We start from the raw sequence: 24,371 nt of genomic DNA on the forward strand, positions 1-24,371 counted from the left end.
CTAAGATACAAAGAATATGAGATTTTATTTTACAGTTTTAATGGTTTTATGCTTGTTTTTTTCATGTTCTGATAAAAATAAAACTAAAATTGATGTTTCTAATATTAATGTAGAATTTTCAATTAAAAGATACGATGTAGATTTTTATAATTCATCAAAAGAAACACTGCCAAATGTAAAAAAGAAATACCCATATTTATTTCCTGATTCATTTCCTGATAGTTTGGCTATTGCTAAAATTAATAGCAAAGATGAACAAGAACTTTTTGCTGAAACTCAAAAAGTATTTGAAAATATATCTGATTTAAAAAATAAGTTAACATCACTATTTAAGCACATAAAATATTATAAATCTGATTTTAAAGCACCCAATGTAGTTACAATGTTAACTAATATTGATTATGAAAATAGAGTGATTTATGCAGATAGTTTACTTTTAATTTCTTTGGATGTATATTTAGGTAAAAAACATGTGTTTTATGCTGATTACCCAAAATATATTAAAGAAAACAATTCAAAAGCTAATATAATTGTCGATGTTGCAAATACAATAATAGATCAACAGGTGTTAATTAATAAAGACAGAAGTTTTATTGGAAAAATAATAAATGAAGGTAAGAAGTTATATTTGTTAGATCTTTTTCTTCCTTTAGTTTCTGATCATATAAAAATAGGATATGAACAGACAAAGCTTGATTGGGCGATAATAAATGAAGAGCAAATTTGGAAGTATTTTATTGATAAAAAACTCTTATTTAGTACAGATACTAAATTGAATAAAAGATTTATAGATAATGGGCCTTTTTCTAAATTTTATCTATCTGAAGATAGCTTATCTCCAGGTAGAATTGGAGTTTGGTTAGGTTGGCAAATTGTAAAATCTTATATGAAACATAATGATGTATCTTTGCAGGAATTAATTAAGATAGAATCTGAAGATTTATTTAGAAAATCAAAATATAAACCAAAAAAATAATGTCAGTAAAACATAATTCAGAAATTACTTTTAAAATCGGATTAGATGAAAATAAAGTTCCAGAAGAAATTTCTTGGACAGCAAAAGATGGTGGTATAGATAATGAAACCTCTAAATCTATTATGATTTCTGTTTGGGATCATAAAAAGAAAGATACTCTTCGTATGGACTTATGGACCAAAGACATGCCTGTTGATGAAATGAAACAGTTTTATCATCAAACATTAGTGTCTATGGCGGATACTTTCGAAAGAGCTACAGATGATCAAAAAATGAGCGCTACCATGCGCGATTTCTGTGATTATTTTGCTGAAAAATTAGACTTAAAAAAGACTAATTAAGTATGTGTTTTTAATAGAATTGCCTTCTAATTTTAGAAGGCAATTCTATTTTTATTTGGTTTATTAACCCATACAGATTCTCTATAAAAAAAGCTACCAAATTAATTGGTAGCTTTTTCTTTTGTATTAATATTTAATATCTCTTAGTCTAATGAACCAACTGGTTTAATTTCTACCCTTCTGTTTAACTGTCTTCCACCTGCATTATCATTAGAGAACTTTGGTCTAGATTCACCATAACCTTTAGACTCTAACCTTTCATTAGGTATACCTTGTTTAATCATGTATTTTCTCACACTAGCAGCTCTTCTTTGAGATAAATAAAGGTTATATCTATCGCTATTTCTATTATCTGTATGTCCTTCAATAACAAACTTAACATCTGGTATCTTCTTCATCAAGTTAATAATTTTGTCAATAGTTGCAAATGAGATGCTTTTAATTCTATCACTATTTGTGTCAAAGTAAATACTTGCAGCAAGCAATCCAATTTGTTGCGTTACATTTGTTGGAGATGCGTTATCTTGTAAAGGACAACCTCTATTTTCAATAACACCAGGAGTATTAGGACATAAATCTTCTCCATCCATAATTCCATCTCCATCAGTATCAGTATTTAAAGGGCAACCTTGATTAGAGATGGGGCCATATTTTAAAGGACACTTATCTTTATAATCAGGTAAACCATCTTTATCAGAATCAACAGCTTTACCATTACCATAAACCATTACCCCCGCAGGAGTATTTGGTTCAATATCTAATTGATCCATTACCCCATCATTATCTGTATCAACAATTTTAAATTGGTCAGCTCCACCATTCTCATCACCCCATATTGTAAAGATTTTCTTTTTTCCTAGTTTAACAGCTAAACCTACACTAGACACAAAAAATGTTTCCCAATCTTGTTTGTTAGAAATAGCAGCATCTAAATGATCTTCATAATTAAAGTACATACCTGTTCTAAATTCTAAATCAACTCTCTTATTGATTCTTCTCTTTAATCCAAATTGAGCAGATAGATATATAGAACTTGCTTGATTGACACTATTTCTAGCTGGATTTTTTCCGAAATCAGCAGCAGGTATTTTTTGAAATGATCCATTTGGTAGCTTTTCAAATAAGGCTGAATTGTATAAATGATACCCAACTCCAAAGTATCCAGCAGCATGCCATTTACTTGCAGTTGTTTGATATAAGTTTGTAAAACTAAAAATTAAATTTAATTCGGCTCCATAAGCTCTACCTTCAAATTTCATGTCATCTCGAATAACTGCATTGTTTACATATAAAAGTTCATATACAGTTGAGAAATATTGAGCACCACCTGAAATTTTTGAATAAGAAGCTTTTAGTTCAAGTCCTAATAAAGGGTTAAACATCTTATTTACATATCCGTAAAATCCAAAATTCCAGTAATTTGTATCATCGCTAGTTCCTAAAGAACGCATGTCACCATGCATAATAAAGTTATTAAAACCTGCTCCAATAGCCCAACTATTACTATTTTCTAAATCAATTCTATTTCCGTAAGTAATTTCATCTGTAGTAAATTGACCGAAAGATTCAGCTACAATAAATGTGCTGAAAAAAATCAATAAAAAAATTCTCCTCATCTTTTTAGTGTAATTTTCTGTTTTAAATAATTGGGGGAATCATTTCCCCGCAAAAGTATCATTTTTTTTTTTAAAATTCTTTATTTTGTTTACAATGTAACTATAATCTGTTCTTTTATTTACAAAATCTATTTTTGATACATCAATTAAAAGTATTTTTAAGTTTTTTTCTGTATTGATAAAGTTTTTGTATCCATCTTGAATATTTTTTAGATAAGAAGATGTTATACTTTGTTCATAATCTCTTCCTCTTTTTTTAATATTTTCTAATAATCGTTCAGTATTTTGATACAAATAAACATACAAATCAGGTTTTGTGATTTCTTTATACATAATATCAAATATTTTTCTATATAAGAAGTATTCTTCTTTTTGAAGAGTTACCTGTGCGAATATTAATGATTTAAAAATATAATAATCAGATACAATAAAGTTCTTAAATAAGTCGAATTGCGCTAAATCATCGGTTAACTGCTGGTATCTATCTGCTAAAAAACTCATCTCCAATGGAAAAGCAAATCTTTCTTGATCTTTGTAAAATTTTGGTAAAAAAGGATTATCTGCAAAACGCTCTAATACTTTTTTTGCATTAAAGTCATCGGAAAGCATTTTTGCTAAAGTTGTTTTTCCTGCACCAATATTTCCTTCAATAGCAATGTAATTGTATTTTTCTGTAATAGAAATTGGTATTTTTAATTTTTTATTTACAATTGTAATTTTTGAAGAATCATCACAATTTAGTAAACAAATTGAAATCTCTTGCTTGTTTAGAGGATGTACAAAAGTTGGGGCAATCTCGTTTAAAGGTACCATGACAAACTTACGCTCTAGCATTTTAGGATGAGGAATAGTAAGTTCTTTAGAAAATATTATTTCATCATCATAAAGTAGAATATCAATATCTATCCTTCTGTTTTGATAACCTTCTTCTGAGGAACGTTCTCTGCCTAAATCATTTTCTATAGCTAACAAAGAATCTATTAAGGCTTCAGGTTGAAGATATGATAATACTTTTACACAAATATTATAAAAGTCATCACCCTTAAAACCCCATGCAGGAGTGGCATAAACTGAAGATATTTTTAAAATTTCACCTATTTTTTCATCAATTAAATTGATGGCGTTCTGTAGGTTTTCAATCTTGTTTCCTTGATTGGTGCCTAATGATAGATATGTAATTGATTGAATTTTCATTAAGAATAACAAAGAAACAAAAAAGCATAAAAAAATCGCCATAATTAAATGGCGATTTTTGATATTAATTGAAAAAGAATTTAGTCTTCTTTTTTCTCTTGTCTTGGTCTTCTATCATCACGTCTGTTATCTCTTCCGCGATTATCTCTACCTCTATTGTCTCTACCTCGATTATTATCTCTTGGAGGCCTTGGAGTCCAACCTTCAGGTTTTTCTAATAAAGCTTTTCTAGAAACTTTTTCTTTACGAGTTTTAGGGTCTATACCAAAGTATTTTACATCTAAAGTATCACCTAATTTAACTACGTCAGAGACGTTGTCTGTGCGTTCCCAAGCTAGTTCGCTTACGTGTAATAAAACTTCGTTTCCTGGAGCTTCTGTATATTCTACAACAGCACCAAAATCTAACATTTTAATTACTTTCACTTCGTAAACAGAACCTTTTTCAGGTTTGAATAACATTGACTCAATCTTAGCGATTACTGCATCCATTCCTGCTGGTTTAGTACCTAAAATTTCAATGATACCTTCTTCAGTTACTGGATCTTCTGTAATTACAATTGTAGTTTCTGTTTCTTTTTGTAATTCTTGAATATGTTTACCACCTGGACCAATAAATGCACCAATTAAATCGTTAGGGATTCTTCTGGTAATCATTTTTGGAGCGTGTGCTTTAACATCAGCATTTGGTGTTTCTATTGTATCTGTTAATTTAGATAAAATATGTAAACGACCATCTCTTGCTTGTTTTAAAGCGTTTACCAAAATCTCGTAAGAAAGTCCTTTGATTTTAATATCCATTTGACAAGCTGTAATACCATCAGCAGTTCCCGTTACTTTAAAGTCCATATCTCCTAAGTGATCTTCATCACCTAAAATATCAGATAAAACTGCATATTTATCACCATCAGAAATTAATCCCATAGCAATACCAGAAACAGGTTTCTTTAATTGAACACCAGCATCCATTAATGCCATTGTACCAGAGCAAACAGTTGCCATAGAAGAAGAACCATTAGATTCTAATACTTCTGACACCACTCTTACTGTATAAGGGCAATCAGTAGGGATCATTCCTTTTAAGGCTCTTTGTGCTAAGTTACCATGGCCAACTTCTCTACGTGAAGTTCCTCTTAAAGGACGTGCTTCTCCTGTAGAAAAAGGAGGGAAGTTATAGTGTAAATAGAATGTTTCTTCACCTTCAAAAGATGGCATATCTATTTGGTTTGCTTCTCTAGAAGTTCCTAAAGTTACAGTGGCTAAAGCTTGTGTTTCTCCTCTTGTAAATATTGATGAACCATGAGTTGATGGTAGATAATCTACCTCACACCAAATTGGTCTAATTTCATCAGTTTTACGTCCGTCTAAGCGTAAACCTTCGTTTAAAGTTAAATCACGAATTGCAGTTTTTTGTGCTTTTGCAACATATTTATGAATTAATTTTCCTAATTCAGCTTGCTCTTCTTCAGAAAAAGTATTGAAAACTTCTTCTTTAATTTCGCTAAAAGCGGCACTTCTTTCATGCTTAGCAGAACCTGCTTTAGCAATAGCATATGTTTTATCGTATACTAATTCTTTAATTTTTGCAGCCAAATCCTCATCTTCTACTTCTGGCTCATATTCACGAGTTTCTTTTTTACCAAAAGCTTCAGCTAAAGCAACTTGTGCAGCGCACTGTACTTTAATTGCTTCATGTGCAAATTTAATTGCATCCGCCATTTCTTCTTCAGAACATTCATCCATTTCACCTTCTACCATCATTACAGAATCTGCAGAAGCTCCAACCATCATATCTATATCAGCGACATCTAATTGCGCTCTTGTTGGGTTGATTACAAATTCACCATTTACTCTTGCAACTCTAACTTCAGAAATTGGAGTTTCAAATGGGATATCTGATAACTGAATAGCCGCAGAAGCAGCTAACCCAGCCATTGCATCTGGCATTACATCATCATCATGAGACATCATCTGAATCATAACCTGAGTTTCTGCGTGATAATCTTTTGGGAATAATGGACGTAAAACACGGTCTACTAAACGCATTGTTAATACTTCTCCATCACTTGGTCTTGCTTCTCTTTTAAAGAAACCTCCAGGGTAACGCCCTGCAGCAGCAAATTTCTCTCTATAATCTACTGTTAAAGGTAAAAAATCTACATCTGCTTGATGATAATTTGATACAACAGTACATAATAACATACATTTTCCTGATTGAACAACAACTGAACCGTGAGCTTGTTTCGCTAATTTACCGGTTTCTAACGAGATGGTTCTTCCATCTCCAAGGTCTATCACCTCTTTAAATACTTTTGGAATCATAAAATTTTAATTCTAAATTTTTAATTTGTTTGTTGTTGTGTTGCTGTTGTTGTGGATTTTCCAATGGAAATTCAAAAGGATTGTTAGTTCTTTTGATTTTTTTATTAAGATTCTGTTTGTTAGGCAGAATGAAATACGTGTTAAAATAAAAAAGAGGCACGTTTATAGAGCCTCTTTTTTATTTAAGAATTATTTTCTAATTCCTAATTCTTTAATGATTGCACGATATCTTGCAATGTCAGTTTTCTTTAAATAGTCTAATAAACTTCTACGTTTACCAACCATTCTTACTAAAGAACGCTCTGTGTTAAAATCTTTACGATTTTGTTTTAAGTGCTCAGTTAAATGGTTAATTCTGTGCGTAAATAATGCAATTTGACCTTCTGAAGAACCAGTATCATTTTTTCCTTTACCGTGTTTTTCGAAGATTCCTTCTTTAATTTCTCTTGTTAAGTACATGCCAATATTATTTAAATAATTTTTATGTGTATCAATGATGATTTCATCGAAGCTGCAAATATAAAACTATTTTTGATAATATAGATGCGTTATGTGTTTCTTTTTATAAGCTTGTAGAAACAAAAAAGTCAGCACTCGCTGACTTTTTTGTTTATGATACTGATTCTTCTTTTCGAATAGGAAGATTTTGTATTAAGTCGATATATAAATTGACTTGCTTTTTTAAGTTTTTACGTTCATAAATAGCATCTAAAAAACCATGTTCTAAAACAAATTCAGATTTTTGAAAACCTTCTGGTAAATCTTTACCAGTAGTATCTTTAACTACTCTTGGTCCAGCAAATGCAATTAAAGCGTTTGGTTCTGCAATATTAATGTCTCCTAACATTGCATAAGATGCAGTTGTACCACCAGTTGTTGGGTCTGTACATAATGAAATGTATGGTAATTTAGCGTCTGCTAGTTGCGCTAATTTTGCAGATGTTTTTACCAATTGCATTAAAGACAGTGATGCTTCCATCATTCTTGCTCCACCCGATTTAGAAATCATTAGAAATGGTAATTTGTGTTCTATCGCATAGTTAATAGCTCGCGCTATTTTTTCTCCAACAACAGATCCCATAGAACCTCCAATAAATGCAAAATCCATAGCTGCAATAACTAAATCTTTTCCTAAAGATTTACCTACAGCAGTTCTAACAGCATCTTTTAATTTTGATTTCTCTTGAGCTGCTTTTACTCTATCTGTATATTTTTTGGTGTCAACAAATTTTAGAGGATCTTTAGATGTAAGGTTTTTATCTAATTCTTTGAATTTATTGTTGTCAAAAAATAATTCGAAATAATGCTTACTACCAATTCTAACATGATATCCGTCTTCAGGACTAACATATAAGTTTCTTTTTAGTTCTTCAGTGTCTATAATTTTACCACTAGGAGTTTTGTACCATAATCCTTTAGGTGTGTCTTTTTTATTTTCTGTTGAGGTTTGAATACCTTTGTCTGTTCTTTTAAACCAAGCCATAGTTGTCGTTATGTTTTTTAGGTTGTATTCTTTTTTTTAAAAAGAAATAGAAATACAAATGTAAAAGATTTTTCTTTAAACTGTTCTTTTGAATAAAGTATTATCATAAAAAAAGCACTTTGAAAAATCAAAATGCTTTTAATGTTTTATATAATTAAGAAACTATAAAGTATCTACATTGTTTAAATCTGAGAATGCTTGTTTTAAACGTTCTTTAAATGTTTCTTCACCTAAACGCAACCATTTTCTTGGGTCGTAATGTTTTTTGTTAGGTTGATCTGCACCTTCTGGATTACCAATTTGGGTAGCCAAATAATCAGCTTTTTCTTGCATATAATCTCTAATACCTTCAGTAAAAGCAAATTGTAAATCAGTATCTATATTCATTTTAATAACGCCATAACCAATTGCTTCTCTAATTTCTTCTAATGTAGAACCTGATCCACCATGAAAAACAAAATCGATTGTATTATGAGGAACATTGTATTTTTTAGAAATGTATTCTTGAGAATTTTTTAAGATTTTTGGGGTTAATTTTACATTACCAGGTTTGTAAACTCCGTGAACATTTCCAAAAGCAGCAGCAATTGTAAATTGAGGTGATACTTTTAATAACTCTTCATAAGCATAAGCAACTTCTTCTGGTTGAGTGTATAACTTTGAAACATCAACATCAGTATTATCAACACCATCTTCTTCTCCTCCAGTGATACCTAATTCAATTTCTAATGTCATACCCATTTTGCTCATTCTTGCAAGATAATCTTTACAGATAGCAATATTTTCTTCTATAGGTTCTTCTGATAAATCAATCATATGAGAGCTATACAAAGGTTTGCCAGTTTCTGCATAATGTTTTTCTGATGCATCTAATAAACCATCGATCCAAGGCAATAATTTTTTAGCACAGTGGTCTGTGTGTAAAATTACTGGAACACCATAAGCTACTGCTAATTCATGGACATGTTTAGCACCTGCAATACCTCCTGCAATTGCAGATTTTTGGCCTTCATTAGATAAACCTTTTCCGGCATTAAATTGTGCACCACTGTTAGAAAACTGGATAATTACTGGAGAATTTAAATCTCTAGCAGTTTCTAAAACTCCATTAATAGTATTTGAACCTACTACATTTACTGCTGGTAGTGCAAATCCTTTTTCTTTAGCAAGGTTAAAAATTGCTTGTACTTCTTTCCCTGTTGCTACACCTGGTTTTATGTTATGACTCATATTATGTGTTTAAAAAAGTTGATAGGTGTCAAAAGTAATGAAAAATACCTGTTTTACTGTCCTTTAGGATCTTTAAAATAACGAAAACGTTATAGGTTTTTGTTCTTTTAGAATGGGTAATTAATACCAATATTGTAAACAGCACTTTTAAAATTATAGTTTTTAAACCATTTTTGTCCAGATAAATAAGGTTCAAAGGTTTTAAAACCTACATCAAATCGAAGAATTAAAAAGCTAAAATCTAACCGAGCTCCAATACCAGATCCAATAGCAATATTTTTTAAAGATTTTAAGCCATTAAACTTTGCGTCGTCATCAACAAATTCTGAGTTTGTAATATCCCAAATATTACCAGCATCTATAAAAAGGGCTCCTTTTAATTTACTAAATACTGGAAACCTGTATTCTACACTTGTTAGAAATTTTAAACTACCAACATTAAATTCTAGACCAGTATTTCTACTACCAGGTCCTAATTCATAAGTTTGCCACGCTCTTATATCATTAGATCCACCAGCAAAATAACTTTTAATAAAGGGAATGTCTGAATTGTTGTAAGGAATAATAGCACCTAAAAAGGTCCTAAATCCAAATACTGAGCTAAATCCAACATCCCAAAATTGTTTAAACTCAAAGTCAGTTTTAAAATATTGAGCTAAAGGTATATCTAAGAAAGTTTTTTTATTATTTGAATTTGTTTTGTTAGATATTAGGCCAAGTATATTTCCAGAATTTGCTATTCTTAATCTAAAAAACGAGAAATTATTGTCTTTAAAATCGGTCTGACTATTATAGTTGAATGTATAAGCTAGTGTGGGTATTAAAAAATCTGATGTAATTATTTTATAACGATCTAGAATATTAACAGTTGTATTATAGTCTTGCGGATTGGAGGCTCTAAAACTGTTGTTGCTAGACACTTTTTCCATAAATTTTATTGCCTCTGAAGCTTGATTATCTAAATTATCTGATAGAGGGTGATTTGGAGTCGATGGGTTAACGGTATCGTCGTAAGTTTTGGCAATATCATCTAATGTTTTAAATTCTGAACTATAAATGTCAAAATAACGATTTACATTTAAGTTTTGAATGTATTGCAAGTTAATCGCTTCTATTTGTATTGTTTTCTTTGTGTTATAATTCCATTTATAATCTGCTAAAACAGTAAATGTTTTCCTATCTAAACCTATGTTTTTTTGAAAACTTGCACCAACGGAAAACAATGTTCGGGGCGACATTCTTTTGGGAACTAATCTTCTTAAACCAAAAGGAGCTACAAATCTTGGAATTTCTATAGAAGCATCTGATCCGATTTCCCAACCTGGTCCGTTTATGGAGTTAAAATAAGATCCTAAAAAAGAAAGTTTTAGTAACTCTGCTCCTCTAAATGTATTTCTGTTTGCGATAGAAAATTTAGCTGAAGTACCAATGTTTCTTATATTAGAATGTGTTAGTTCTGTTTCTAAACCTAATGTGTATTTTTCTATTGGAGATAGTAAAATATCCATTTTTAAATCAGTATCAGAACCAAGAATTTCTGTAAATTTTATATTAGTAGATTTAAAGTTTTTAAGAGATTTTAAATGGTTTCTTGTTAAGTTTCTTAGGGTGTCTTTATAGATGCCATTTTTTTTTATAAAAATAGATTCAGATAAATATTTTGGATTAAATCTGTTTTTATCAAATGCTAAAAAGTTCATCCCATTGTATGTGATAGAATCTTTTATAACCTCGTTTTTTTTACTAAAAGAATAATCTGTATATACATTAATTTCTTTAACCTTATGGACCTTATAGGGTTTATTTACATAAGTGCCGTTCTCATCTTCTAACCTATTTCCCGAAATAATAAAGTCAACATTTGTCTTGTTGTCTACTCTAGTAGAGTCTACATAAAAACCTAGAGAAGATTCTTTAAAATTATAAATTCCATTGTTCTTATACAGTTTTATTACTTTACTGGCTTCATTTCTAAAATTATTATCATTGTATTGGTCTCCACTTTTAAGTAATGATTTGAAGTTATTGGAATAATATATTGAATCTAAAACAGGCGATTCAATTTTTAGTGTTATTGTATCTAGTACAGTTGGTTTTCCTCTAGAAATATAATATTCTACTGTAGCTTTTTTATCATTATACCTATTTATTTTGGAGGTGACTTTAGATTTGAAATACCCCTTTGTTTTATAATAAGACCAGAGATTGTTTTTAGTATTGTTAACTTTTCTGTCGTTTATTATTTCAGGACCTTCGTAACTTAAAAACCAATTATTAATAGATATAAAAGATTTTGCATAAGCAATACTTTGTTTTTCTGAAAAAATCTTTTTTATCAAGTTATAAGATCGTGGGTTTTTTTTTGCCCATTCAGTTGGCGTTTTAGGTTTGTTGTGATTTCCAATGTTATGAAAGTATAATGCAAAAGGTAAATCTAAAAATCGTGGATTTGGTTTTTGTAAAATGTATTTTTGTAATTCGGTACTTTTATCTCTAACGCTATCTACATAAATATAGTTTTGAGTTAACATATGAGCATCCTTGGCAACATGTTTTGTTGAGTTGCAAGAAAAGAGTGTAATAATCAAAAATAAAAACGAAATGAGTTTTTTCATAACTTTACAGACGCTATCAATTTCAAAAATAGTATTTTTCGACGGTTTATTTCTATTTACAATCAATTAATGAGTATATCAAAAAATCAATTTAAAATCATAACAAGTTTATCTCAAAAAAAGTATAGACAAAAACATAAATTATTTGTTGCAGAAGGCATAAAGGTGGTTCAAGAATTATTAAATTCTTCTTTCGAACTAGATTTGCTTTTTTGCACCAAAGATATTTTTGATAATATACCTCAAGAAAAAGTAATTAAAATTACAGAGAGTGAATTAAAAAAGGTAAGTAATTTAAAAACACCTAATAAAGTGCTAGGGTTATTTAAAATACCCACTAATGAGGTTTATAATGAGAAAGGGTTAATTCTAGCTTTAGATGCAATAAATGATCCAGGAAATTTAGGAACAATTATTCGTTTGTGTGATTGGTTCGGAATAGAAGAATTAATGTGTTCTAAAGATACTGTAGATTGTTTTAATCAAAAGGTTGTGCAATCAAGTATGGGGTCTTTAAAAAGAGTAGCAATTCATTATGTAGATTTAGAGATCTATTTAAAAAAAGTAAAGTTACCAAAATTTATTGCAGATATGGATGGAGAGAATATTTATAAAACGGAACTACCCAAAGAAGCAGTTTTAATTATGGGGAATGAAGCAAATGGCGTTTCTGAAGAAATAAAAAAGCTAGTTTCTAATATAATTTCCATCCCTAGATTTGGAGAAACTAAAGAAACAGAAAGTTTAAATGTGGCAACAGCTACTGCTGTTTTATTGAGTGAGTTTAAAAGGTCAGTAATCAGTTTTAAGTAAATTTTATTACTTTGAACCTTTGTCGCAAAACCTTACTCAAAAGCAAAGTTTAAAAATACACCTCTAGTTCCCATAAAGTTTATTGGCGCAGTCCATTGGCTAGTTCCATTAGAAGGGTTGTCATATTTTATCTCGTTGTTAATTGCAAAAACTCCACGAATTGAAGGTGAGAATTTAAAGAAATATAAATAAATGTCGATACCTATTCCAACTTCGTACATGAAATTAGTAGAATTCATTCTAAATTGTCCAGAAAAATTATCATCAGGATTTTTTTCGTTACTCGAAAAATTATAATCCAAAGAAACACCTGCTAACAAGTATGGACGGATGTTTTTATATCTATCTGTACTAAACTTAAACAATAGAGGAACATGCAAGTATGTAGAGCTTACATCTCGAACACTATCTTGTGCTGTTGCTATATGGTTAAAAAATATTTTTTTAGAATTGGTCATTAAACCAGGTTCAAGACGTAAATTTAGATTTTTATGAAGACGTAAATCTGCAATTAGACCTACATTAAAACCTGGAGTAGATTCTACAGAAATATTGGAATTAGGAAGGGTGTTAACATTTTTTAAGCTAACCTTAAAATCATTTTGATTTAAGCCTAAATAAAATCCATAGTGAAATTTCTTATTGTCAAAAGTAGGAAGATATTCTACCTTTTCTCTTTGAGCAAAAAGTGCAAGAGAGTTCAAAAGAAAAAAACTGATAATTAAAAACCTTTTACAAATCATTATTTATATGCAGTATAAATTGTTGCAACTCCAAAAGTTACAGGTGTGTCTTTTGTATGTGTAAACCCATTTTTTTTTAAAATATTGTTGAAAGCATCTCCAAATGGAAAAGAATTTGCAGATTCAGAAAGATAAGAATACGCAACTTTATCTTTAGAGAATAATTTTCCGATTACGGGTAAAATAAAATTAGTATAAAATTTATAACCTTGTTTAAAAGGGAATTTCGTAGGATTAGAAGTTTCTAAAATAACTAAAACCCCAGTTGGTTTTAAAACTCTTGCAATTTCAGTTAATCCTTTATCTAAGTGTGCAAAATTACGAACACCAAAAGAAACAGTAATCGCATCAAAAGTATTATCTTTAAAAGGCATTTCTTCAGAGTCGCCAACTATCATTTCTATTTTGTCAGATAAGTTTGCTTTAGCAATTTTTTGTTTACCAACTTCTAACATTCCGGCAGAAATGTCTAAACCAACAATTTTTTCAGGTTTTAACGAAGCCATCATTAAAGCTAAATCACCAGTACCTGTTGCAATGTCTAAAATTTGTTTTGGATTGTTTTTACCAACAATTTTCACAACTTTTTTACGCCATTTTACGTCGATCCCTAAAGAAATAACTCTGTTTAAACCATCGTAATTCTCAGAAATATTATCAAACATCTGAGCAACTTGTTCTTTTTTACCAAGCTCGGAATCTTTATAAGGATTTATTTTTTCTGCTGACATTTTTTATCCATTAATAGCTACAACTTCATTAATTTGATTGGGTAACATTTCTTTTAGTAAGTTTTCTATTCCGTTTTTTAGTGTTGCTGTAGAAGATGGGCATCCGCTACAAGCGCCTTGTAAAATTACACTAACTACTTTGTTTGTTTCATCATAAGAACGAAAAGCAATGTTACCTCCATCACCAGCTACAGCAGGTTTAATGTATTCGTCTAAAATGTCTACAATTTGTGCAGAAATACCTTCTAGCTTAATACTTGGTTGCTCTACTTTGTTTGATGAATCTTCTTTCTCTTGATTAGGTAATTCTTGAATGATGGTTTTTCCCGAGACTAAATATTCACGAATAAAAGTTCTTACTTCAGCAAAAACTTCATTCCATTCTACCATGTCGTATTTTGTTATAGATACGTAATTATCTGATATAAAAACCTCTTTAACAAATGGAAAATTAAAAATTGCTTGTGCTAAAGGTGATGATTTACTAGCTTCGTCAATATTTTTATATTCTACATCTCTTTGCGTTAAAGATTTGTTAGTACCAAACTTCATTACTGATGGATTGGGAGTTACTTCTGCATAAACCTCAATAGCTTCTTTTTTTGAAGTTCGTGTTTCTTCATTTACCACCACACCATCATCATTTAAATAACTTTCTAATTGAGAAGCTACCTCATCTTGTACATCACTCCACTCTACAATATCAAAACGTTGAACGGCAATAAAATTTGCTGTAATAAATACCTTTTTTACAAACGGAAGATAAAATAGTTGTTGTGCTAAGGGCGAATTTTTAGCATCATCAATATTGCTATATTCATAGCTACCACCATTAATTAAAATGGTATTCGTATTAAATTTTATAATAGTATTGTTAGTGGTTTCTTGAACCGTAATTTTTACTTCCTGCATCTTTCTAAAAATTAAGTTGCAAAATTAAGGAAAAAAGAGGAACAGTATTGTTATAATACGTTAAATAAAATATCCTTTAGAAATTAAGAATATAATTTCTAAAGGAAATATTGAATTGTTTTTTGGGTTACAGATTTAAAGTTATTGTAGCTGCAAAAGTTCTATTGTCTAATTGCAATTCTGCAGAGTTTACGTTAAAACCTGAATAAAAATTGTAAGGAGCAGTCCGGTTGTTGTTAGAATATGAAAAATCTAATTTAAAACTCCCAAAATTGTAACCTGCTCCAAAAGAATACCCTTCGAGATTATCAGAATTTATAGCTAATGTATCTGGATTTTGTTCAAAATGATATCCACCACGTACACTAAATCTATCTAGTCTCCATTCAGTTCCTATGTTGTAAGAATGTGTATTTCTTAATTCGTTTTGAAAGAATTGATTTTCAGTATCAAATCCAGAAGTATTAAATCTTGTATTGGTAAAAAATTTATTGGTGTAATCAAAACTTAAAAGACCACTTTTGCCAAAAATAAAAGCAGCACTCGCTGTTAATTTTCCTGGTGTTTTTAGTCTGTATAAAAGATTCTGAGTAGGGAAGTTGCCTCCAGCAGTATTGTCGTAAATTACATTATCGTTACTAACTGAAATTTCGGTATCTCCATCATAGCCATCATTATTTACGATATTTGTTTCTTCAGTAATGTCATAAAAAATTGTTGGAGTTTGGTAAGATGCACCAAACCTAAAGTTTTTATGAGCCTTGTATATAAATCCTAAGTTCGCAGAAACACCTGTTCCGATAGTAAAATTTTCTTGATATAAATTAGCGTCTAACTCATTTCCATTAACATCACTATTAAATTCAGTTAATGTAGATTGCTGTGAGAAGTTTAAATCATAGAAATTTAAACCAAAACCTAAGTATATTTTATTTTGATGTACCGTAGAAAAAGCCATATTTAACTCACTTATTTCTCCGTTATAAAGTGTGTTAAATCTTTGTCCATCAGCAATATTATAATTTAGTGTTGGGGTGTTGTTGTCTAATGGAAATTCTGTAAAAGTTGCAACTCCGCTATTACCTCTAACTCTAAAACTATCAGAAAAATCTTTAGTTATTCTGTAATTAAATCCAATAGAAAATTTATTCCATTCTGAGTTATAAGCAGTGTCAAAAACTAAAACTGCACCGGCATGAGATAAATTAAAAAACTGATCTTGAGTTGTTTGTGAATTTCCGTAATAATTAGAAATAATCTCAGAATTTCTAGAGTTTAGAGTTCCCGAAAATGCGCTATTATTAAAAACAGCTATACCTGCAGGATTTATATTCATTACAGAAACATCCCCTCCAAGAGCTCCAAAAGCTCCACTCATTCCAGTAAAACGTGCTGAACCATTTCTGTCATCTTGAGAGAATAAAATCGCTAAATCTTGATAGCCTAAAGATTGAGAATAAGACGTAAATGTTGCTGCGAATACTATCGCTATGATTAAAATTTTCTTCATTGTAATGGTTTTTGTAAAGTGTTATTCTATCCTCTTTTTCTAGATGATGACCTTCTTGAAGAAGAACTCCTAGAGCTGCTTCTACTTGGAGTGCTCCTGGTAGATGAACTTCGAGAAGAAGATCTTGTGGATGAGCTTCTAGTAGAAGGTTTATAAGTGCTCCTTCTATTTGTACTCGAATTTCTTGTAGCTCTTGAATTTGTTCTAGACGTTGTGTTCCTAGAACTTGAACGATATCTTCTAGTTGAGGAATTAGTACTTCTATTGTTGTTTGAAGAACGTCTTACCACAACAACCTGTCTATTATTGTTGCTATTTCTACCGTTAATACTTGCACTATTGTTTCTTCTTGAACTTGAACTTCTTCTTGAAGAGGAACTTCCTCTTGAACTACTTCTTCTTGAGGTGGAACTATTTCTAACACTTCTTCTTGATGAAGAATTTCTATTTATTGTACTACTCCTTCTGGAATAACTTGAATTATTATTTCTTCTTGAAGTAGATGATTGTCTATTTGTGGTAGAATTTCTTCTGCTTGTATAGTTTCTGTTTCTGTATGAAGAGTTACTTCTTCTGTAAGTGGTATTAGAAGCGGTTCTCCTTCCGTAATTCCTGTTGAAACGATTATTGTTTCTAAAGTTATTAAATCGGTAATATGGTTGATAGTAATAAGGGGTAATAAAACCAATGTTCCAAGCGTAAAAATTGTGATAAGGATGCCAATAAGGGTTTAATGAACCACCCCAAAAACCAAAATTTCTATATCCCCATCTGTTAAATCCCCATCCATTATTAAATGCAAATCCTCGGTTCCAGTAGAAATCATTCCATAAAAAAGAATTATTCCAATAAGGGCTTGTCATTAAGTCTATATTTACAACAACATCATTATTGTCTCCATAACCCCAGGGTTGATTTGCATTATAATTTAATGTTTCATCAATAATCTCATCATCAACATAAATAGTATCAACAGTGTTGTAATTATCGATATCTGTAAAAATATGATTTTCATTATTATTTTCTATACTCTGAAGTCGTTTTGTAAAGTAGTTTTCTTCATATTCTTCGTATTCTTTTTGGTCAACTACAATTACTTTTTTCTCAGTTTTTTTCTTTATTTCGTCTCCGTAAATTCCATCATCGTTATATACACTTTGGTAAGATCCACATGAAACCAATACGAAGTTGACTGCAAGTAAAAAAACAAGATGATTTAGTTTGATGTTTATATTAGTTAACTTCATGATGAATTTATTTAGATGAATACTTATTTAATTGATAATTCTTGCTAAAAACTCTTTTAAATATACTAATTTTGTACCGTTTTTGTAAATGCAAATATTGGTTTTAACAGAAATTTCACTAAGAAATATACAATATTTGTGCCAAACTTTTGATTATGAGTAAACATTTAACAAAAAGAGCAGTCGATTATTCTAAATGGTATAATGAATTAGTGGTAAAAGCTGATTTGGCTGAAAATTCAGCAGTTAGAGGTTGTATGGTAATAAAACCATATGGCTTTGCAATTTGGGAAAAGATGCAAGCAGAACTGGATAGAATGTTTAAAGAAACAGGGCATCAGAATGCTTATTTTCCTCTTTTTGTTCCTAAAAGTTTATTTGAAGCAGAAGAGAAAAATGCAGAAGGTTTTGCAAAAGAATGTGCAGTAGTTACACATTATCGTTTACAAAATGATCCAGAAAAAGAAGGGAAATTGAGAGTAGATCCAGAAGCAAAATTAGAAGAAGAGTTGGTGGTTAGGCCAACATCGGAAGCTATTATTTGGAATACTTACAAAGGTTGGATACAATCTTATAGGGACTTGCCATTATTAATAAACCAATGGGCAAATGTAGTGCGTTGGGAAATGCGAACACGTTTATTTTTAAGAACAGCAGAGTTTTTGTGGCAAGAAGGGCATACCGCACATGCAACAAAATCTGAAGCTATAACAGAAGCAAAACAAATGCAAGATGTTTACGCTGAATTTGCAGAAAGTTTTATGGCAATGCCAGTTGTTAAAGGTGTGAAATCTGATAGTGAACGTTTTGCAGGAGCAGAAGACACTTATACTATTGAAGCTTTAATGCAGGATGGGAAAGCCTTACAAGCTGGAACAAGTCATTTTTTGGGTCAAAATTTTGCAGAAGCATTTGATGTTAAATTTACCTCTAAAGAAGGAAAACAAGAATACGTTTGGGCCACATCTTGGGGAGTTTCTACACGTTTGATAGGAGGTCTTATTATGACACATTCAGATGACAACGGATTAGTTTTGCCTCCTAAATTAGCCCCAATTCAAGTTGTAATTGTACCGATATATAAAGGAGAAGAGCAGCTAGAAGCAATTTCTGAAAAAGTAAATGTTCTTGTAAAAGATTTACGTAAAAAAGGAATCTCTGTAAAGTTTGATAACAGAGATACCTTTAGGCCTGGAGCAAAGTTTGCAGAATATGAACTTAAAGGAGTGCCTGTTAGAATTGCAATCGGGAATCGAGATTTAGAAAACGGTACACTAGAAATAGCAAGAAGAGATACTTTTGAAAAGCAAACCATTAATCAAGAAGATGTAATTTCTTATGTAGAAAATCTTTTAGAAGATATCCAAAAGAATTTATTTCAAAAAGCAATTGATTATAGAAAAGAATATACCACAGTTGTAAGCGATTTTAAAGAGTTTAAAAAAGCAATAAAAAAAGGAGGTTTTGTTTCTGCACATTGGGACGGAACAGAAGAAACTGAAGATAGAATAAAAGAATATACTAAAGCCACTATTAGATGCATTCCTAACGATGCAAAAGAAGAGGTTGGTGTTTGTGTTTTAACAGGTAAACCCTCATCAAAAAGAGTGCTTTTTGCAAAGGCGTATTAAATTTTTAAAATTTTTTAAAAAAATATTGCAGAGTTTTAAAAACGTTGTATATTTGCATCCGCAATTGAGAGATATTTAATTGTTATGGTCCGTTCGTCTAGGGGTTAGGACGCCAGGTTTTCATCCTGGTAACACGGGTTCGATTCCCGTACGGACTACAAAGTTTTAATAAAAACAAGAAGTAAAGAAATTATGGCAAATCATAAGTCAGCATTAAAAAGAATTAGAAGTAACGAGGCTAAAAGGTTACGTAATAAATATCAGCACAAAACTACTCGTAATGCTGTAAGAGATTTACGTACAATTGAAGATAAAAAAGATGCAGAGAGCAAATTAGGTAAAGTTATTTCTATGTTAGATAAGTTAGCTAAAAATAATATTATTCACAAGAACAAAGCTGCAAATTTAAAATCAAAATTAACAAAGCACGTTGCTGCATTGTAAGATTTTATTTTTATAGAATATAAAAGCTCTGAATTATAATGATTCAGAGCTTTTTTTTATGTAACATTTTTTTTGAGTAAGTTTTTTACCAATCGTAATTTTTATGCGCATCTAATCTAATAAATATAAAAAGTAGAATTGTAAAACCCCAAAGAGAAGAACCTCCATAACTAAAAAATGGGAGTGGAATACCAACAGTTGGTAACAAGCCAATAACCATCCCTATATTAACAATTAGATGAAAGAATAGTATAGAAGCTACACCGTAGCCATATATTCGCCCAAACTTATTGGTATGAGTATCTGCCAGATATATAATTCTAAATAACATTGACATAAATAGTACAATCACTAAGGAGCTTCCTAAAAAACCCCATTCTTCACCTACAGTACAAAAAATATAATCTGTATGTTGTTCGGGTACAAAGTCTCCTTTTGTAATATCTCCTTGCAAAAACCCTTTGCCAGAAAACCCTCCAGAACTTATGGTTAATTCTGATTGATGAGAGTTATAACCTATATTTTTTGTATCAGTCTTAAGTCCTAATAAAATTTCGAAACGATCTCTATGATGTTGCTTGAAAATATTCTTATAGGCAAAGTCAGTTCCAAAAATAAATAATCCAACAATTAAATAAAGCCCAAGTACTTTATGCCAATTAAACCGGATAAATCTTTTACCTCCTTTGTATATTACATAAAAAAAACCAATTGTAATTAAAGTTAGTAAAATTGATATAACCCAAGTTGTTCCAAAAAAAATTGAAAGAATAAAAATAAGAATAGCTAGAGATCCTATAATGGTATAATTAAGTGTTAAACCCTCTCTGTTCAATACAAAAAAGAATGCTAAATAAATTATTGCTGAACCAGCGTCTGGTTGAAGAGTGATTAGTACTGCAGGGGTAAAAATAATGATAAACGCCTTAATTTGGTTTTTTATCAATTTAAAATTGTATTGTCTGTCACTTAATAATTTGGCAACTGCCAAAGCGGTAAAAGCTTTTACAAATTCGGAAGGTTGTAAACCTAAAACTCCAAAATTATACCAAGATTTTGCACCATTTATTTCTTTACCAAAAACAAATAAACCTAAAAGTGAAATAAGAGAGATGATGTAGAAAATACTGGCGAATTGTTCGTAAAATTTTGAGTTAAAAAACAGAATAAGGACAATTAATGGTATTGTTAAACTTATAAATATAAATTGTTTCCCATATTTGGAGGTAAAACTTAATAGTTGAAAATCTTCATCACCCTTTGAAGCTGCAAAAATATTCATCCAACCAAAACCCACAAGAATTAGAAATAGGATAACTAAAATCCAATCGATACCAGCAAAAATGTTATTTCGTTCCTGACGCAATTTCTTGAGGTTTTAGATTTAGTTTATTATAAATATCCTGTAAACTTAAGTTTAACATATTTTGTTCTCTATATTTATTGGCTTTTGATATTTCTTTGTTTAAATATTTCTCAATTAATAAACTGGTAATAGGGGCTGCAATTGTTGATCCATAACCGCCATTTTCTACAAAAATTGCTAAAGCAATTTTTGGATTTTCTTTAGGGGCAAAAGCCACTAAGATAGAGTGATCTGGTAATTGTATTTTCTGATTCTCAATTATTGCAAAATTTTCTGCAGTTCCAGTTTTTCCGCAAATTTCAATTCCTTTTACTTGACTCCACTTTCCTGTCCCTGTTTTAAAAACTTCGTGCATAGCATCAACTACAGGTATAAAGTGTTTTTGATTTATTGTGGTTTTTTTTGGTATAGTATACTTCGAGTTTTTAATCGGTTCTTTATTGACTTGTTTTAAAATATGTGGTGTATAAAAAAAACCTCTATTAGCAATTGCAGCTGTAAAATTAGCTAGTTGAATTGGAGTAGTTAAAACTTCGCCCTGACCAATAGCATTGGAAATATTGGTTGAAGCATTCCAAGAATACTTATAGCGATTATCATAATATTTTCCATCAGGAATTAAGCCTGGGCTACCAGCTGGTAAATCATATCCTAAGTAATTGCCTAAACCGAAACTAGAAATGTGTTTTTTCCAATTATCTAATCCTTCTGAAGGCTTTTTGTTTTTCTCTACTATTCTTTTATAGGTGTTAGAAAAATAACTGTTACAAGATTTTGCTATGGCTGTTCTTAACTTAATAGGTTTTGCATAAATACCACAATGACATCCCATAAAAGCATCTTTTGATCTACCATATTTATATCCATTATAGCAGTAAAAATGAGTTTCTTCATTAATAACATTTTCTTGCAAGCCAATTAATGCATTCATCATTTTAAATGGAGAACCTGGAGCATAAGTGGCTTTTAAGCCTCTATCAAAACTGGGTCTACTAATAGTGTCATTAAATAATAAAACGGAATTTTTAGAACGTTTTCTACCAACTAACATATTTGGATTATAGGTAGGTGCAGTAACTAATGCTAAAATTTCTCCAGAAGAAGGTTCTATAGCAACAATTCCACCTCTTTTACCTTTCATTAGGCTTTGAGCATACACTTGCAAATCAATATCTAATGTTAAGGTTAGGTCTTTACCGTTTTCGGGCAATGTATCGTATTTACCTTCTAAATAAGATCCAGTAACTTTATTAAGGTTGTTTCTTTGTAAGTATTTTTTTCCCTTTTTACCTCTTAAGTAATTTTCATATTGTCTTTCAATACCATCTTTACCAATTAGTTCTCCTGGTTGGTAATAATCATTTTTTTTTGCCAAAGCTTCATTTACTTCTCCGATATAACCTAATACATTTGCGGCTGCATTTATGGGGTATTCTCTAATGATCCTCTTTTGAATAAAAAAACCTTGAAACTTATGTAGTTTTTCTTGTAGAAAGGCAAAATCTTCTTTAGCCAATTGTTTTAAAAAAACAGAAGGTAAATAGGGGGCATAATTTTTAGCCTTTTTAAATCTTTTGTGAAAGTCATCTTTACTTATTTTTAGGAGTTTGCAAAACTCTAAGGTATCTATTGGTTTTACCTGATTGGGTTGCACCATAACATCATAAGAAAGTTCGTTAGCTACTAAAAGCTTTCCATTTCTATCATATACATAACCTCTTTCTGGGTAATCATATTCAATTTTTACAGCAGAATTGTGTATTGGATCGTAATTAGCACCTCTAATGATTTGCAATTGAAACAACCTTCCAATAAAAATAATTCCGATAAGAGTAATTAATATATAAAGTAAAAAACTTCTTTGCATTATTGACTTTTAGTAAAAATATAGGTTCCTAAAAAAAATAAAATCAATGTAAAAAAACTAGAGTATAATGTATTTAATAATACCATCGAGATATTTTGAAAACTAAAATTAATAAAAGTAAAATAGATAAGGTGGTGTATAACTGTTAAAGTTATTGTATAGTTAAAAACTTTACCAAAAGATTCGCTTCTAAGATTAAAAAAAGGATAATCTGCTGGTAATTTTCTGAAATAAATTTTTACAAAAAATAATCTTAAATAAGCAATTAATAAAATTGAAGAAGCATGAATTCCACCTGAATCTGAAAAGAAATCTATAGATAATCCTAACAAGAAGCTTAAAAAAAGGAATGTAAATCGATTTTCTTTTAAAGGGTAAAGAAATACAAAAGCTATGTATAAATATGGATTTATAAACCCTAAAAAATTAATGTTATTTAATAGTAATACTTGTAGTAACAACAATAGTAAAAATAGCAATCCGTTATTTAGAGTCTTATTCATCTTGTAAGGTTTCTAAATTATTGACTTGAATTTTATCTAAACTTTTTATTACATAAACATGCTTTAAATTACTCATATCATTAAAAAGAGTAATATCAATTTTATTATCGGCAGTATTACCTTCGTTAATTTTCGATATTGTTCCGATAGGAATGCCTTCTGGGAAAATAGTTGATTTACCTCCTGTTTCTATAGTGTCTCCAATTTTTACTGAAGCTTGTCTTGGGATATCATATAGTTGAACAGTGTTGTAATCTAATCCGTTCCACTCTAAAGATCCAAAATAAAAGGTTTTCCCTTTTAGCCGAGCATTAATTTTACTGTTTTTATTTAAAATAGATTGCACTCTAGCGTATTCTGAAGAAGTGTTTTCTGTAATTCCAATAATACCTTTACTATTAATTACAGCCATTTCTCTTTTAATTCCATGATTAGAACCTTTGTTTATCAAAAGAAAATTAAATGCTTTTGAATATTCATTTTTATGAATTTTAGCGGTGGCGTAGGTAAATTTTTGATTGTATTTTATTGTATCATTAACAGTAGAATCTATATTTATAATTACTGATTTTTGTTTTTCTAATAAGTTTTTTAAGTAATTATTTTCTTCTACCAAAAGGGCATTTTTTTCTTTTAAACTAAAATATTCTGATGTATTCGAAATAGAAGAATAAATTCCGCCTGTTACTAAATTTGCGGAATTAACAAATTTACTTTTATGAAAATTTAAATTGTTAAAGGTAAATGTAAGAGCTATTATTTCTAAGAATAAAAAAAACAGAAAATACTTAAACTTCTGAAAAAAATAGATAATCTGTTGCATTACTC

Annotated in this window: 21 protein-coding genes and 1 tRNA gene; 6 read left to right on the plus strand and 16 right to left on the minus strand. The window is 30.1% G+C overall.

Features of this window, described 5'->3' with window-relative positions; genetic code table 11:
• Nucleotides 1-16 precede the first annotated feature (16 nt).
• Together gldB and gldC are read left to right on the plus strand one after the other, a co-directional pair.
• Complete coding sequence (gene gldB, locus DIS07_RS11785) at nt 17-976, plus strand: gliding motility lipoprotein GldB (RefSeq protein WP_109405458.1); 960 nt, start codon at nt 17-19, stop codon at nt 974-976.
• Nucleotides 976-1,317, plus strand: coding sequence for a gliding motility protein GldC (gene gldC, locus DIS07_RS11790; protein WP_109405459.1), 342 nt, complete (start codon nt 976-978; stop codon nt 1,315-1,317). Before gldB ends, gldC begins: the two co-directional genes overlap by 1 nt.
• 143 nt (nt 1,318-1,460) lie before the next feature.
• On the opposite strand, the gene DIS07_RS11795 is transcribed toward gldC, so the two are convergent.
• From DIS07_RS11795 to tamL, 7 genes are all read right to left on the minus strand, one after another.
• Nucleotides 1,461-2,933 carry an OmpA family protein gene (locus DIS07_RS11795; protein WP_109405460.1) on the minus strand — a complete coding sequence of 491 codons (1,473 nt, stop codon included), beginning with the start codon at nt 2,931-2,933 and terminating at the stop codon, nt 1,461-1,463.
• 39 nt (nt 2,934-2,972) lie between these two features.
• Nucleotides 2,973-4,127 (minus strand): 2-amino-4-hydroxy-6-hydroxymethyldihydropteridine diphosphokinase, encoded by a 1,155-nt coding sequence (gene folK, locus DIS07_RS11800; protein ID WP_109405461.1) that lies wholly within the window; start codon nt 4,125-4,127, stop codon nt 2,973-2,975.
• An 80-nt stretch (nt 4,128-4,207) separates the two neighbouring features.
• Nucleotides 4,208-6,448: a polyribonucleotide nucleotidyltransferase gene (locus DIS07_RS11805; protein WP_109405462.1), complete on the minus strand. Its 2,241-nt coding sequence runs from the start codon at nt 6,446-6,448 to the stop codon at nt 4,208-4,210.
• Nucleotides 6,449-6,637: 189 nt separating this feature from the next.
• Nucleotides 6,638-6,907, minus strand: a complete 270-nt coding sequence (gene rpsO / locus DIS07_RS11810; protein ID WP_109405463.1) for a 30S ribosomal protein S15 — start codon at nt 6,905-6,907, stop codon at nt 6,638-6,640.
• A 151-nt stretch (nt 6,908-7,058) separates the two neighbouring features.
• Nucleotides 7,059-7,931 carry an acetyl-CoA carboxylase, carboxyltransferase subunit beta gene (gene accD, locus DIS07_RS11815; RefSeq protein WP_109405464.1) on the minus strand — a complete coding sequence of 291 codons (873 nt, stop codon included), beginning with the start codon at nt 7,929-7,931 and terminating at the stop codon, nt 7,059-7,061.
• 162 nt (nt 7,932-8,093) lie between these two features.
• The gene (gene fbaA / locus DIS07_RS11820) at nt 8,094-9,161 is read right to left on the minus strand and encodes a class II fructose-bisphosphate aldolase (RefSeq protein WP_109405465.1); all 1,068 of its coding nucleotides are present in this window, start codon (nt 9,159-9,161) and stop codon (nt 8,094-8,096) included.
• 107 nt (nt 9,162-9,268) lie between these two features.
• Complete coding sequence (tamL, locus tag DIS07_RS11825; RefSeq protein ID WP_109405466.1) at nt 9,269-11,776, minus strand: translocation and assembly module lipoprotein TamL; 2,508 nt, start codon at nt 11,774-11,776, stop codon at nt 9,269-9,271.
• A gap of 69 nt (nt 11,777-11,845) precedes the next feature.
• On the opposite strand from tamL, the gene DIS07_RS11830 reads away from it, so the two are divergent.
• Nucleotides 11,846-12,589, plus strand: a complete 744-nt coding sequence (locus DIS07_RS11830) for a TrmH family RNA methyltransferase (RefSeq protein WP_109405467.1) — start codon at nt 11,846-11,848, stop codon at nt 12,587-12,589.
• Between the two features lie 32 nt (nt 12,590-12,621).
• Here the strand turns inward: DIS07_RS11830 and porT are convergent, their stop codons facing one another.
• The 5 genes from porT to DIS07_RS11855 all read right to left on the minus strand — a co-directional run bounded on the left by porT (nt 12,622) and on the right by DIS07_RS11855 (nt 17,732).
• Nucleotides 12,622-13,332: a type IX secretion/gliding motility protein PorT/SprT gene (gene porT, locus DIS07_RS11835; protein WP_109405468.1), complete on the minus strand. Its 711-nt coding sequence runs from the start codon at nt 13,330-13,332 to the stop codon at nt 12,622-12,624.
• Nucleotides 13,332-14,063 (minus strand): bifunctional demethylmenaquinone methyltransferase/2-methoxy-6-polyprenyl-1,4-benzoquinol methylase UbiE, encoded by a 732-nt coding sequence (gene ubiE, locus DIS07_RS11840; protein ID WP_109405469.1) that lies wholly within the window; start codon nt 14,061-14,063, stop codon nt 13,332-13,334. The genes porT and ubiE overlap by 1 nt, the downstream gene beginning before the upstream one ends.
• Before the next feature lie 3 nt (nt 14,064-14,066).
• Nucleotides 14,067-14,975, minus strand: a complete 909-nt coding sequence (locus DIS07_RS11845) for a NifU family protein (RefSeq protein ID WP_109405470.1) — start codon at nt 14,973-14,975, stop codon at nt 14,067-14,069.
• Between the two features lie 127 nt (nt 14,976-15,102).
• Nucleotides 15,103-16,485: an OmpP1/FadL family transporter gene (locus DIS07_RS11850; RefSeq protein WP_109405471.1), complete on the minus strand. Its 1,383-nt coding sequence runs from the start codon at nt 16,483-16,485 to the stop codon at nt 15,103-15,105.
• Nucleotides 16,486-16,511: 26 nt separating this feature from the next.
• Nucleotides 16,512-17,732 (minus strand): hypothetical protein, encoded by a 1,221-nt coding sequence (locus DIS07_RS11855; protein ID WP_146190732.1) that lies wholly within the window; start codon nt 17,730-17,732, stop codon nt 16,512-16,514.
• Between the two features lie 155 nt (nt 17,733-17,887).
• Here DIS07_RS11855 and proS point away from each other — a divergent pair, with 155 nt between their 5' ends.
• The 3 genes from proS to rpsT all read left to right on the plus strand — a co-directional run bounded on the left by proS (nt 17,888) and on the right by rpsT (nt 19,807).
• Entirely contained in the window at nt 17,888-19,363 is a 1,476-nt protein-coding gene (gene proS / locus DIS07_RS11860; RefSeq protein ID WP_109405473.1) for a proline--tRNA ligase, read from the plus strand.
• 86 nt (nt 19,364-19,449) lie between these two features.
• Nucleotides 19,450-19,521 (plus strand) — tRNA-Glu (locus DIS07_RS11865).
• Between the two features lie 34 nt (nt 19,522-19,555).
• Nucleotides 19,556-19,807, plus strand: coding sequence for a 30S ribosomal protein S20 (gene rpsT, locus DIS07_RS11870; protein ID WP_109405474.1), 252 nt, complete (start codon nt 19,556-19,558; stop codon nt 19,805-19,807).
• 85 nt (nt 19,808-19,892) lie between these two features.
• Here the strand turns inward: rpsT and rodA are convergent, their stop codons facing one another.
• The 4 genes from rodA to mreC are packed head-to-tail and all read right to left on the minus strand — an operon-like array spanning nt 19,893 to nt 24,366.
• The gene (gene rodA, locus DIS07_RS11875) at nt 19,893-21,173 is read right to left on the minus strand and encodes a rod shape-determining protein RodA (protein WP_109405475.1); all 1,281 of its coding nucleotides are present in this window, start codon (nt 21,171-21,173) and stop codon (nt 19,893-19,895) included.
• Complete coding sequence (mrdA, locus tag DIS07_RS11880; protein ID WP_109405476.1) at nt 21,154-23,040, minus strand: penicillin-binding protein 2; 1,887 nt, start codon at nt 23,038-23,040, stop codon at nt 21,154-21,156. The genes rodA and mrdA overlap by 20 nt, the downstream gene beginning before the upstream one ends.
• Nucleotides 23,040-23,543 carry a hypothetical protein gene (locus DIS07_RS11885; RefSeq protein WP_109405477.1) on the minus strand — a complete coding sequence of 168 codons (504 nt, stop codon included), beginning with the start codon at nt 23,541-23,543 and terminating at the stop codon, nt 23,040-23,042. Before DIS07_RS11885 ends, mrdA begins: the two co-directional genes overlap by 1 nt.
• Nucleotides 23,536-24,366 (minus strand): rod shape-determining protein MreC, encoded by an 831-nt coding sequence (gene mreC, locus DIS07_RS11890; protein WP_109405478.1) that lies wholly within the window; start codon nt 24,364-24,366, stop codon nt 23,536-23,538. The genes DIS07_RS11885 and mreC overlap by 8 nt, the downstream gene beginning before the upstream one ends.
• Nucleotides 24,367-24,371 lie beyond the last annotated feature (5 nt).

The sequence above is a fragment of the Polaribacter aquimarinus genome (genome assembly GCF_003129485.1).
In the GTDB taxonomy this organism is placed as follows: Bacteria; Bacteroidota; Bacteroidia; order Flavobacteriales; family Flavobacteriaceae; genus Polaribacter; species Polaribacter aquimarinus.